Source organism: Priestia koreensis (genome assembly GCF_022646885.1).
In the GTDB taxonomy this organism is placed as follows: Bacteria; Bacillota; Bacilli; order Bacillales; family Bacillaceae_H; genus Bacillus_AG; species Bacillus_AG koreensis_A.
The window spans coordinates 2,106,904-2,119,382 of the sequence record NZ_CP061868.1; the positions used below are offsets into that span (position 1 = coordinate 2,106,904).

The window sequence follows — 12,479 nt, forward strand, 5'->3', positions numbered from 1 at the left end:
TTTGTACAAGGGAACTGTCGCTTAATAAAATGGGTGAACGTTTAAACGCTCGCCCATTTTTGTTTGCTAATTATACCGCATTAACAATAAAGACAGCTAAAAGTAGTGTTTTCAGTAATTTTGCCACACTCACCACACTTTTGGCACTATTCATTTTTCAGGAGGGCCATTTCACTTTTATTATTTAGTTGGGAAAATGAATCAGTATTATTTATGTTTAAAATCTCAGTTACTCATAGGCTTTACGTTAAGTTCAAAAAATCCAAATTTCTCTTAGTAATACTTTATGAATTAAAAACGCAATCTGCTTTTTACTATGCATGCGAAAATAGGTATTTCAACTCATTTCTTTTTTCATCCAAACATTATAATATTTTCCTTATGTTTTTAGAAAAACAATAAGCGTGGAGACGGAACCATAAGAAGCTTTAGAAGAGGGTAAATGATGAGAAGAAAAGCATGGATTGTCGGATCAATTGTTGTCGTAGTGGCTGTAGCTGTGATCATTTCAATTATTCAAGCGCAATCTAAAAATGATGAGCAAATGTATAAATTTATTGGCTATTCGAGCGATGGGGAATGGAAAGGTGAATATTCTAAACAAGAAACATATTGGGATGGAACATTAACCCCGTTAAAAAAGAGTAAGAAAAAAGTGGGCGAGATTTTATTTGAAGAAGGTAAGGAGCTTGAAAAATATTCTGGTGGGGAACCAGAAGAAGATTCAAACTATCATTTTTCGAGCTTAGGTGATGCGCCTCCTAAAAAAGCCAAATTAACCGTTACTGTAAAATGGATAGATGAAACGGGAAGTCACGAACAATCTATTCATTTAAAGAAACAAAAATAGAAAACGTTTAATTAATCGTGTGATAGATAGACAATCATATTACGTGAGGGTAAGAAAAGAGAGAATCTAATTCGAAATTCTCTCTTTTTTATCGTAATAGGTAAGGTATGATGTATGTACTTATTTGGAGAAAACATTGCTAGTTTTTATCTACTTTAAATCGTATCTCACACTCTAGTTCTGTAAAGGAGAAATGAACGTGATTTTTAGCCTTGACATTCAACCTGATGAACTTCCCTCCAATACAGTAGAAGAAATCCGAACAGGGGAAGTCTATTATTCGATGTTCGGAGAAATTATTTTTTTCATAAATGGGAAGAACTTTTTTGAACATGCCAATGGAATTTCTGAAGAAAAAATGGGCACATCGTCTATGTCCAGCAAAGGGCTAACTATTCCTATTTATGGATTTATACACAGCTTTATTAATCAGATGGACGATATTGGCCAAAAGAAAGCGGTCATCATATACGAAGATCAAATTGATAAAGAAATCGTATTAGAAACATCTAGAGAAAATGTCATTTTTGCGATTCGCTATTGCCTGTCTAATTATTGGTATGATGGGGAGAGTGTAAAAGAATCTTTGGAAATTCCTATTTCAAGCGTTAATATGATTCCCATTCCTGTGTTTAAAGAAGGAATGATTGAAGGGATTCGTACATATTTTGAGAGTTTGCTACAACAATTTTCTGAGTTACAGAAAGTGGATAAGTTTGTGGAGTTGTATAAAAAGGTGACAAAGTAAAGATGGTTAAAATAGTGGTAAAAAGAAGGCAGTCATTTGATTTAAGAAATGGCTGTCTTTATTTCTATTTAGTAACTGAATAGATAGGAGCAAGCGTTACTTATCTAAATCGTCACTTCTACTTACAGCTTCTTTTATATGTTTCTTCTACCAATATTATCAAGAATATAATTGCTATTAGATAGAAATCAAAATAATATAAACATATATTGGAAGGTGGTTAACGATGAGGAAATTTATAAAATTGTCGCTATTAACTGTGAGTCTGTTTTCTTTAATAGGATGTCAGCAAGTCAATGCACATTCGGAAAATGATAATAAAGGTATCGAAAGTAAAAAAACAGAACAAAAAACGTTAAGTTATAATCAATACGAAAAGCTCTTTAAAAATATGGTCAAGGATGTAAAAGTACCCGGTTACACTCTTAAAAGTAGTACGTCAGATGTAGAGGTATTAAGACTTAGTAAGGATTTTAGTTTTGGTAAGAGAGAATATATGACGACTAACGGTACATTTAATGGCGAACAACCTAAGTCAACACAAGAATCTCTATTTTATGAAAGTAGCAACAAAGATAGAATGATCATTGTTACTATTGCCTACACAAAATCCTTCATTGGAAATGATATGGCTTCATATTCCGTATGGTCCGATTATGGATTGAAAAAAAGTTTAATAGATAAAACAGATCTTATGACCATTACATATAAAAATCTAATCATTACGGTTGTACAGACGAATGAAAATCAGGTAGATCAGGGCGATACACAAAATGCAACTAGAAATATTGTTAAATATTTAAAAGACTATAAAACATAAATCCACAAAAAGTGCAAAATTTAATAAAGAAATTACCTTTTGATATAAACAGGTCTAGTCAAATATAAAAAGAAACAAACAATTTAACAGAGTTGTATTTTGGAGGAGTGAACAATGTCAGTGTATACGCTTAGGCAAGCTGAACCAATGCATATAAAGACGCAAGATGGTGTGTTTCTGAATGGTCATTTGTTTAAACCTACAGGTCAAGATCAATACCCATTAATGATATATGTAAATGGATCAGGTATCACACCATACGAAATGGATCTGGAGGAAGAACAATTCTACTTTTGTCGCACTCTCGTTAAAGGTTGCATAGATGAGGGTTTTGCGCTGCTACTCGTTAATAAGCGTGGAGTTGGATCTTCAGAAGGTACATGGAAGACACAAAGCTTTTATGACCGAGCAGAGGATATGCGTGACATTATTTTATCAATGAGAAAACGGATTGATATTGATGAACATCAAATTAGCGTAATGGGCCACAGTCAAGGTGGCTGGATCGTTCAACTGCTTGCTTCACGCTATCCAGATTTATTAAAATCATCTCTCAGCATTGCTGGTCCAGCATACAGCGTGAAAGAGCAAATTCTAGATAACCTGGACTCTAATCTAATTATGAAAGGTAATGTCCGTTCTGCAAAGTGGCTGCGACCTATCAACCAGCTTTCTTTTACCCTGTACCAACTATTATCAAAAGTACTTAAAGTAGGTTATTTAAGTCGCATTTTAGATTATGATGCTAGAACAATCATTCCTACTATAGCTGTTCCGATCTATTTTGCTTTTGCTGAAAACGACGAACTCGTTCCTTTAGAGAAGAATGAACCGTTAGCAAGAGAATTACTGTCACAAATAGCGGTACCGTATAAAGTCAACATTTCACCAGGAGTTAACCATAGCTTTGCGAGAGCGGAGAGATATCAAACGTGGGATAAAATTGACTGGAAAGCAAGTCTCGAGTTAGTTGATTTAATACGAGATTTTTGTAGGTGGACAAAGGCAAACTTCCGGTGAATTGTCTCCATAAATTTTAGGGGATAGGGGAGACAGGAAACATTGATTTCCTTAGGGAGGTTTTTCTGTTTTTAAGCTGAATTGTAAAAGGAGATGAGTGGGTATTTTACACTCATCTCTTTTTATTTTAAAATCGCTCTACTATTAGATCCATATCAATGCTAGTCGCAGCAGAAATAACTAGCAAGGAGGGATATCCTTTTTCGGTTTCTATATCCCATAAGCTGTTGTTCGTTCTGTTCCGTCGGTAATGACTTCACCTTGTTCCCCCATTTGACAATTAAATTGTGCGGCAAATTTATTGGGGCGATAAAAGCTGGAAACGACAAATCCATCGCTTCTTAAGTGATTTTCAACATTTTATTGTTCGTTTTCCAACCTTAAAATCTTTTCTTGAATTTTTGTCAAATATTTCTTGGTATCTTCAAGTTGTTGAAGGACCTTCTGTTCTTGTTGCTTCATCATATGGAGCCTATCCGGGACGGTTCGTTTTCCTTCCATACACCAATCAACAAACTGTTTAATGTCTTTTATAGGCATTCCCGTGTTTTTTAAACACAAGATCATATCCAAAAGCTGAAGGAAATCGTGTGTAAACACTCGATCCCCTTTTTCCGTCCGTTGAAGGAAGGGGAATAGTCCTTGTTTGTGGTAATAACGCAGCTGAGAAATGGATAGCTGATAAATCTCCGCAACCTGTCCAATTGTATAAGTCCTCATTTTTTCGTCACCATGGAATAATTCCTTTCTCATTTAGAACTTTTCCGTTATAGTTTTGTTCACTTAATGCATGTTTTACAATAATTTTTGCACCTTCTTTTGGGGATTTTCCTCCTGGTGCATTACTATTTAGATCCGTCGTTGTAAATCCTGGCGTAACGCCGAAAATTTCAGGACCATCTTCTCCAAACTCTTTTCCAAATGACAAGGTTAGCGAATTAATCGCCGTTTTGGACGAATTGTAGCCCAGTATATTAAGAGGGTGAACGTCTCCATTATCAAACATTGTCTGAGACGCCATATCCGTTGTTACGTTGACAATTTTTCCACGCTTCGCTTTTTTTACGAGCGGTAGGAAGGTTTGTACCATTTGAAATGTTCCAAAGAAATTAATGTTAAAGATTTCTCGAAGCATCTCAACTTTTAATTCTGTAGGAGAGATGTTAAAGTCTAGGGCTACTCCCGCATTGTTAATAAGTAAATCTAGATGATTGGTTTGACCAAGGATCGTATCTATAGCACTTTGAATAGAGTTTGGATCTGAAATATCTACCTGCACAAATGAGACGTTTGATAATCCTAACGAATCAATTGCTTTTTTACCCAATTCTTCATTACGAGCACCTAAAAAAACATGATCCATGTGATTAGCTAATTGACGCACAAGTTCATACCCAATTCCTTTATTAGCGCCTGTGACAAAAGCGATTGTTTCCATATTGTATTTCCTCCTCTAGTATCTACACTGTTTATACAATATCAACAATACGACCTAAACCAAGGTTTAGGTCAAGTGCTTTTTTTGAATTTGTTTTCCGTTAAAAATTATCTGGCTAGTTAAGTCAAACGTTTTAAAAATACGATGATAAAATAGCGTTAACCACAAAAAGGAGTCAATAAATAGAAACCTTATTAGAGTGGGCTAATGAAATCTTCACTAACAAATAAAAGAGGCTTAAGCCTCTTTCTATTGGATGAAGGCACATAAATACATTTTCAGATTCCCTTTGTCAAGGGTTCTGGAAGCCATTAATAGCGATGAAAACCAAAAACAATGATAGTACGATACCTAGCGCATTCATAAGTATGAGACTTATCTGCACCTTACCTTTTATCCCCATTAAGGAAAAGATCAACCCGATTACACCGAGTACTAAAGGAAAAAAGATGCTGACTTTTAACAAATCTACATACAAAAAGTTACCGAACTTTGTTAATCCCGCTAGTAGCGGTAAGGTAGTCATGATAAAAAACACGCCAGATAAAATCGAATAATATTTCTTCATGCTCATAGCCTCCTTCATCATCAAGTTGAGAAGTGATGTTCTTTTTAGTTCTCTCTGTATTTTTTTATAAGCGTTATGAAAGCGGCAATGAGAAAAATGATGGCGCTATTAATAAGTAAATACAAGCCTACTTGTAACCCATAAAAAACGGCAAAAGCATCCCGAATGATAAACAACGCGACGATTCCACCAATGGCTGAAAAGACGGCTGCCAGTAGTAATATAGCAAAAGAAGCCGCATATAAATTGTTACTTTTCTTATAGGACATAAACCCAATGCAATTTGCGATCACAATAAACAGACACATTAATAGTAGAAAAAAGGTAGTCATATACATCCCAATCCTCCTCTACATCCATTAACTGTAATTTTATGGCTGTAACCATTACATTAACACACATTTTCATGTATAATTTGGAAAAATGGAAAAATTACACAAAATCCTATATATGTACACACATTATTTCTAAGGAAAAGATGCCTTATGTATTGTGAAGTGATCATCAGGAGGAAAGTATGAAAATGGATATGTCTTCAATTATTATTGTATGCTGTCCACCAGCGGCAGGCAAAACGGTTCTATCAAAAAGGATTGCTTCGTCACTACATCTACCATTGTTATCAAAAGATCAAATCAAGACAGACATATATGATGCTTTTGTCAAAAATGAGATTGTGAATGATCAGGAAGTATCTATTGCTAGCTATGCTGTGTTGTTCAATGCGTTAAAAGAGCTCATAAAAGCAAAAGTGGATGTCGTAATCGAAAGTAATTTCGATGCTTTCATGTCACCTAAGAAATTATTAGGCATAAAAGAAGAAATGAATTTTAGATCATTGACCATTATATGCAGCGCGGATTTAGAGGTTTTACATCGTCGTTTTATTATAAGAGAGCATTCCAATGAAAGACACCCTAACCTAGTCACTTTAGCAACGGGGGTAAAGGCCAACATACCAGATTGGTTTTATCGAAACTTTTCACCCCTAATTAATTTTCAATCAAAATTCTTTACTGATCGTTCTTAAATTGATAAGCTTAAAAATGTTAGATTTACTATTTTTTTACGAAAACAATAATGATCATTCTTAAATCATTCAAAAAGTTCGCAAGGAGGATGCATACTATAAGATTGCTGCACGCTAAGTGCATTAACTATTTCTACATTTTTTCTCAAAAATACGAGATAATCTGTTCTAAGGTGGGAACGAATGGTATGGCTAGAAATAAAGAATTTGATGAAAAAGAAGCATTAAAGAAAGCAATGGATCTTTTCTGGCAACAGGGTTATGAAAAAACATCCATGCAAGATTTAGTAAGCCATATGGGTGTTCATCGCAGAAGTATCTATGATACGTTCGGTGATAAACACACTTTATTTATTCGAGCTTTAAATCACTATATGGAACTAATGGATATAAGAATTGAAAATAACATAACACCAGAATCAAGTGCCAAGGAAGCTATACGAACATTATTTGAAATGGCTATTTACCCAAATGCTACACAACCAAAAGGATGTTTGGCAGTAAATACAGCAGTTGAGTTATCATTGTTGGATCAAGAAGTATCTGAAAAAATTACAGAGATGTTTATAAAGACTGAAACATTCTTATTTTATCTACTGAAGCGTGGTCAAGAACAAGGGGAAATTTCTAAACACTGTGATATCAAAAGTCTTTCTAAATTTATTCACAATTCCCTTATTGGGATACGAGTATTAGCAAAAACAACGGATAATAAGAAAGAGTTAGAAACCATTATTAATTTAAATTTGTCAACATTGGATTGAGAGATATCACGTTGGTCAAATAAACGAACGTCAACTAAAATAGACTTTAAGGAGAAATTGAATATGAAATACACCGTTATTACAGGAGCAAGTTCAGGTATAGGATATGAAACAGCACTACAATTTGCAAATCGTGGAAAAAATTTAATTATTGTCGCGAGAAGATTAGAGAAACTAGAAGGGCTTAAATCAGTCATTCATGCGATCAATCCAGATTTAGATGTTATTATTCAAACAAGTGATTTATCAGTAACAGAGCAGGCATACGCATTATATAATTGCTTAAAAGAGTATCAAATTGAAACTTGGATCAATAATGCTGGTCTTGGTGAATCTTCTCCTGTAGAGGAACAGAATTTAGAGAAAGTAGAATCTATGTTACGTCTTAATATAGAATCATTAGCTATCCTTTCTACATTATTTGTACGAGATTATTCTCAAGTAGAAGGAACTCAATTAATTAACGTATCCTCAGCACTCGGATATGCTACTTATATTGGTGGTATCACTTATTCGGCATCTAAATATTTTGTTAGTGCATTTACCGAAGGGCTTGCCAAAGAACTTGAACTTAAAAATGCAAAGATGAAGGTAAAAGTACTAGCACCTGCAGTGACAGAAACAGAATTTGAGAAAACGGCTCAAGATGTAGAAGAGTTTGATTATAAAAACTTCATGCCTATGTATCACACAGCTAAGCAAATGGCAGGCTTTATGATGGAACTTTATGACAATGATAAAGTCGTAGGAATTGTAGATGAAGGCTACAATTTTAATTTGAGAGATCAAATCTATCCAATACTAGGTGTTTAATATAACTAAAGAGAAAAGAACAAAATTAATTCACTAGAATGAAAAGGATTCAGATCATGAATTCTTAAAAATTTACCTTTTAAAGAACGATCGTTCTAAAATTGATATTATTAAATGAATAAAATAACGTTGTAAGCACGTGTAGGTTAAGTAGAGGGATCATCTAAGCATAGAAAATCACGCTTAGATGATCTCTACATAAAGAGAAAGAGATAAGAAAAAGGAAATTGAAGATCATATTAGGGAAAGGATGCCGATTTTAAAAATGCAACCACGTATGAAAGCTGCTCAGATTACAAAGTACTCAAAGAAAATCCATGCTCAGATCAATGACATTCCAATCCCTCAAGTTAATGATAACGAAGTGTTAGTAAGAGTCAAAGCTGCGGCAATTAATCCACTTGAAACTCTAATTATCACGGGTAGTGTAAAACTGATTCAACATTATAAATTCCCTTTAACAATAGGGAATGAATTAGCAGGCATTATTGTTAAAGTCGGAAAGAATGTAACAAGATTTCACGTAGGAGATGCTATCTACACACGTCTTCCACTAGAAAAAATCGGTGCAATTGCAGAATATGCAGCAGTTGATGCTTCTGCAATTGCACTGATGCCCAAGAACTTATCCTACGTGGAAGCAGCAGCTTCTGCATTAGTGGCCCTAACAGCATACCAAGGTCTATATGAGGAGCTTAAAGCACAGCCTGGTAAAACGCTCTTTATTCCAGGTGGATCAGGTAGCTTTGGTCAAATCGCTGTTCCTATTGCCAAGACAATGGGTTTAAAGGTCATCGTGAGTGGAAACTCGGAATGGCGGGAACGCACATTAGACATTGGTGCAGACCAGTATATAGACTATAGGACAGAAAGCTATGTTCACTTGTTATCAAATGTGGATTATGTAATTGATACACTGGGACCTAAAGAATTTGACAATGAATTGAGTATTATCAAACCAGGTGGAAAGTTACTCTCTCTCCGTACAGGTCCAAATAAACGCTATGGAAAAGAAGGAAATTTCCCGTTTTGGAAACAAAAGTTGTTTTCCATTGCTGGTGCAAAGTATGATCACAAAGCCAAGAAACAAGACGTTGAATATCATTTTATTTTCGTTCGTTCGGATGGTACACAACTGGAAAAAATCACTAAAATCATTGAAGAACACAACATTATTCCACCCATTCATCCAACATTATTTTCTATAGATCAGATAAATGAAGCGCTAGAAATTGTGGCAAATAGAAGGCCAAAAGGGAAAGTAATTATTGAATTTAAGGAAAAATAACGCAATAACTTCTAATAAAAAGCTATTTACGAAGATAAGAAAATTTCGATGATGGTCTTATTCCAAGAGTCAGCACATGAATGAAGTTATGGTCAAAACTGCAAATTGAAAAGTGTTCTTTGTATTATTGAAGCAAACTATATACGCCGCAAATGCAAGAAGGGATGCCTTATCGTGCCTTACAAAAAAACAATTACCATCAACTTATTAGATTTCGTTTTATTCCCTTCAGACGAAGAATTTCAGACTAAAGATCAGCTATGGAATACAACGAAGCAACGCGTTTTAAGTGATGATATTGAAATACATTTCAAAAAAATATCAAACAAAGTTACTAGCGATAGAATTATTTAAAAAATATGATGTCCTATAATATAATTTACTTTTTCAAACATACTTCTACCTCGTGCTCATACAAATAGAAAAGAGATATTGAACAAAAGGAGTGTAGAATATGTATCCCTATGAACCAATTTGTACGGAGCAACCAAATGATGAGCTTGGAGGCCGTAATGAACAGTTTACAAGTAAATATGGACAACTTGCTTATAATGTTCAAGGATCCGGTCCTAGCTTGTTACTAATTCACAGTATAAGCTTAGGGGCATCTAACTTTTGCTGGAGAAAGAATGTCAAAGAATTAGCTAAGCATTTTACTGTCTATGCACTTGAACTTCCCGGATTCTCTAACTCTGATAAACAGAAACGAATGTACACACCGCAATTATTTACTGAAGCCATTATTGAGTTTATACAAGGAGTTATTCATGAACGAACCTTTGTCATTACCCGAGATCTTCCTGCAGCTTATTGCAGTTACATTGCCTACATACGTCCTGATCTAATTTCTAAATTAGTACTCATCACTCCATCGGGTCTCGGGGGGAATGATACATCTCCATGCGCTTCTAGTTACACTACGTTTGGTATTTTTACACAGCCATTTGTGGGAGATGGTTTGTACAATGCATTTTCTTCAAAAGAAAGTATTGAACAACAACTGAAAACAAGCTTTTATTCAGATCCATCTTTTGTTACACCAGATGTAATAGATAATTTTTATAAAAGCGCTCATCAATGTCCAAATGCTAACTATGCTCCAGCTTCTTTCGTTGCTGGATTTTGTAATTTCAACGTTCAATCTTTTTTCTCCTCTATTACTCAACCTGTTCTTATTTTATGGGGTAAAAAGGCAACTTTTAACCCTGTTCAATATTTGTCTTATTTTTTATCACTACGTCCCTACACACAATATGAAATTTTCGACGATTGCGGCCTTATTCTACAAGAAGAAAACCCCCAAAAATTTAATAGAGTAGTCACACAATTTTTGCTGTAGAGCCTTAAACAAGGCTCTTTTTTAATTTTAACTTTTAACATATCATGTCAAAGCTTTAAAATGATCCTATCTAATATACCTGGAGAAAAAGGCATGAAACGATTTCTGAAGATGGTGTACGTAAAATACATAAGCGAAAACGCACTAATGACCCTTGATTTTTAGGGAGAGTAAGATCAATTAGAAAACTTCCCAAACACATTGCTTTCTATTTAGCGAGTCTTTCTGGTTTTATCAAATCCCTAAATCTAATTATTGCATCGTGAGCATTGCAAACATCCATAGCTATTTTATAAAATAAGTTGGAACAGAAAAAATCTCAAAGATCATGTAATTTCCTAAAGAGGAATGTAGCACTTTTACTTATTGAATAAAAGAGGTTAATGGGTAGTTTATCTCAAATAAACGATTGGAAAAGTTCTACATAAAACGAAATTTGGATATGTAACAGTAGGAGGATGCGGTGCATTATGAGTAAAAATTGGATACTAAACGAGAATTTCAATCGTGCAAGTTTAGGCAAAATGCTAGATTGGCGTTGTGAACCCAAGAAATGGTTTTTAGACAAAAAATCTTCTCAACTTGTTTTAGAAACAGACCAAGAAACTGATTATTGGCAAAAAACTCACTACGATTTTCAGGCGGATAATGGACATTTTCTCTATATGGAAACTGACAAGAACTTCAGAATAACAACAAGAGTTGAGACGTTCCCAAAATCCAAGTATGACCAAGCAGGACTAATGATTAGGTTTTCGGAGGACATATGGGTAAAAACTTCCTTAGAATACATTCCAGATGGTTTAAGCAAGTTAGGGGCAGTTGTAACGAATAGGGGCTATTCAGATTGGTCTACACAATATGTAGACTATGAAACTGTTCATTTATATTACCGTATATCAAAAATAGGGCAAAATTGTTATGTTGATTTTTCTTTGGATGGAGAGGTATGGAATCAAATTAGAATCGCTCACCTAGATGTTCCTGAAAAAAATTCAACTTTCTTAGCAGGCGTTTATGCATGTAGCCCTCAAGGAAAAGAGCAAGAAGTTCGTTTTGATTTCATTACAATTGAAGAGCTTGATAATGATCCAGCATCTGCATATTTGTAAATCATGTTCAGCCACTTTAAGATGTATGTGAACATAGATGGTATAAACTAGACAATCGCCAGGAGATATACCTAGCCTATAGCGGGCTATAATGGAATTGTGATAATTAGAAAACCATAAATGAAGAAGTTGTTTTCCTTTAAGATGCACTTTGATATTTGCTAGGGATTAATAAGGATCATGCTAGTTTATAATTAGCATGATCCTTATTTTATATGTACTTTAGGTAGGAGTTTTTGGATGAAGGCGGTCTATGTTTTCGGTGGTGGACGAACTTAAGGGGACATTAATGCAGGGCGATTTGACTGTAGCAGCTTTGTTCACTAGGCTTTTGTGTAAGTCGGCATCAATTTTGGCAATCGAGGGTCGGTGAGTACGGAAACGCTCAAAAATTTAGGCTCTCCTGTACCTGTGAGTGATATGCAACCAGGGGACTTAGTATTCTTTGATACCTACAAGAAAGATGGGAACGTAGGGATTTATGCAGGAAATGGGAAGTTTTTAGAATGTCAAGGGAAGACCGGCGTATCCATTGCCGATATGTCAAAAGGGTATTTCCAGCGAAAATTCAATGGTCGTGTACGACGAATTTAATGATGGGAGTATTTTATACGGTCAGCAAACAAACATCAACTCAAAAAACAGTACCTTCTTATAGAAAATACTGTTTTTTGAGTTTAAATTCGCCC

Annotated in this window: 15 protein-coding genes and 1 pseudogene; 12 read left to right on the forward strand and 4 right to left on the reverse strand. The window is 34.7% G+C overall.

From position 1 onward, the window contains the following. The first annotated feature begins 442 nt into the window (after positions 1-442). The 4 genes from IE339_RS10525 to IE339_RS10540 all read left to right on the forward strand — a co-directional run bounded on the left by IE339_RS10525 (position 443) and on the right by IE339_RS10540 (position 3,438). Entirely contained in the window at positions 443-850 is a 408-nt protein-coding gene (locus tag IE339_RS10525) for a hypothetical protein (RefSeq protein WP_242175847.1), read from the forward strand. Between the two features lie 199 nt (positions 851-1,049). Then, positions 1,050-1,598, forward strand: coding sequence for a hypothetical protein (locus tag IE339_RS10530; RefSeq protein WP_242175848.1), 549 nt, complete (start codon positions 1,050-1,052; stop codon positions 1,596-1,598). Positions 1,599-1,824: 226 nt separating this feature from the next. Then, positions 1,825-2,418 (forward strand): hypothetical protein, encoded by a 594-nt coding sequence (locus tag IE339_RS10535; RefSeq protein ID WP_242175849.1) that lies wholly within the window; start codon positions 1,825-1,827, stop codon positions 2,416-2,418. Positions 2,419-2,532: 114 nt separating this feature from the next. Next, positions 2,533-3,438, forward strand: a complete 906-nt coding sequence (locus tag IE339_RS10540) for an alpha/beta hydrolase family protein (protein ID WP_242175851.1) — start codon at positions 2,533-2,535, stop codon at positions 3,436-3,438. 360 nt (positions 3,439-3,798) lie between these two features. On the opposite strand, the gene IE339_RS10545 is transcribed toward IE339_RS10540, so the two are convergent. From IE339_RS10545 to IE339_RS10560, 4 genes are all read right to left on the reverse strand, one after another. After that, complete coding sequence (locus IE339_RS10545) at positions 3,799-4,158, reverse strand: MerR family transcriptional regulator (protein WP_242175852.1); 360 nt, start codon at positions 4,156-4,158, stop codon at positions 3,799-3,801. A gap of 7 nt (positions 4,159-4,165) precedes the next feature. Next, the gene (locus IE339_RS10550; protein ID WP_242175854.1) at positions 4,166-4,876 is read right to left on the reverse strand and encodes an SDR family NAD(P)-dependent oxidoreductase; all 711 of its coding nucleotides are present in this window, start codon (positions 4,874-4,876) and stop codon (positions 4,166-4,168) included. 292 nt (positions 4,877-5,168) lie between these two features. Continuing rightward, positions 5,169-5,444, reverse strand: coding sequence for a hypothetical protein (locus tag IE339_RS10555; RefSeq protein ID WP_242175855.1), 276 nt, complete (start codon positions 5,442-5,444; stop codon positions 5,169-5,171). A 44-nt stretch (positions 5,445-5,488) separates the two neighbouring features. Continuing rightward, a complete protein-coding gene (locus IE339_RS10560) occupies positions 5,489-5,782 on the reverse strand; it encodes a 3-isopropylmalate dehydrogenase (RefSeq protein ID WP_242175856.1) in 294 nt (97 codons plus the stop codon). A gap of 179 nt (positions 5,783-5,961) precedes the next feature. Here IE339_RS10560 and IE339_RS10565 point away from each other — a divergent pair, with 179 nt between their 5' ends. The 8 genes and pseudogenes from IE339_RS10565 to IE339_RS24755 all read left to right on the forward strand — a co-directional run bounded on the left by IE339_RS10565 (position 5,962) and on the right by IE339_RS24755 (position 12,384). Continuing rightward, on the forward strand, positions 5,962-6,474 hold the full coding sequence (locus IE339_RS10565) for a P-loop nucleotide/nucleoside kinase family protein (protein WP_242175857.1): 513 nt from the start codon (positions 5,962-5,964) through the stop codon (positions 6,472-6,474). Positions 6,475-6,662: 188 nt separating this feature from the next. Continuing rightward, a complete protein-coding gene (locus tag IE339_RS10570; RefSeq protein ID WP_242175858.1) occupies positions 6,663-7,238 on the forward strand; it encodes a TetR/AcrR family transcriptional regulator in 576 nt (191 codons plus the stop codon). A gap of 63 nt (positions 7,239-7,301) precedes the next feature. After that, positions 7,302-8,051, forward strand: coding sequence for an SDR family NAD(P)-dependent oxidoreductase (locus IE339_RS10575; protein ID WP_053400358.1), 750 nt, complete (start codon positions 7,302-7,304; stop codon positions 8,049-8,051). 265 nt (positions 8,052-8,316) lie between these two features. Further along, entirely contained in the window at positions 8,317-9,339 is a 1,023-nt protein-coding gene (locus IE339_RS10580) for an NADP-dependent oxidoreductase (RefSeq protein ID WP_242175859.1), read from the forward strand. 110 nt (positions 9,340-9,449) lie between these two features. Next, a pseudogene (locus IE339_RS10585) lies at positions 9,450-9,672 on the forward strand (PD-(D/E)XK nuclease family transposase); the annotation flags it as partial. A gap of 121 nt (positions 9,673-9,793) precedes the next feature. Beyond that, a complete protein-coding gene (locus IE339_RS10590; RefSeq protein WP_242175860.1) occupies positions 9,794-10,678 on the forward strand; it encodes an alpha/beta fold hydrolase in 885 nt (294 codons plus the stop codon). A 470-nt stretch (positions 10,679-11,148) separates the two neighbouring features. Continuing rightward, a complete protein-coding gene (locus IE339_RS10595; RefSeq protein ID WP_242175861.1) occupies positions 11,149-11,790 on the forward strand; it encodes a DUF1349 domain-containing protein in 642 nt (213 codons plus the stop codon). 369 nt (positions 11,791-12,159) lie between these two features. Then, complete coding sequence (locus tag IE339_RS24755; RefSeq protein ID WP_347342718.1) at positions 12,160-12,384, forward strand: C40 family peptidase; 225 nt, start codon at positions 12,160-12,162, stop codon at positions 12,382-12,384. Positions 12,385-12,479: the final 95 nt, after the last annotated feature.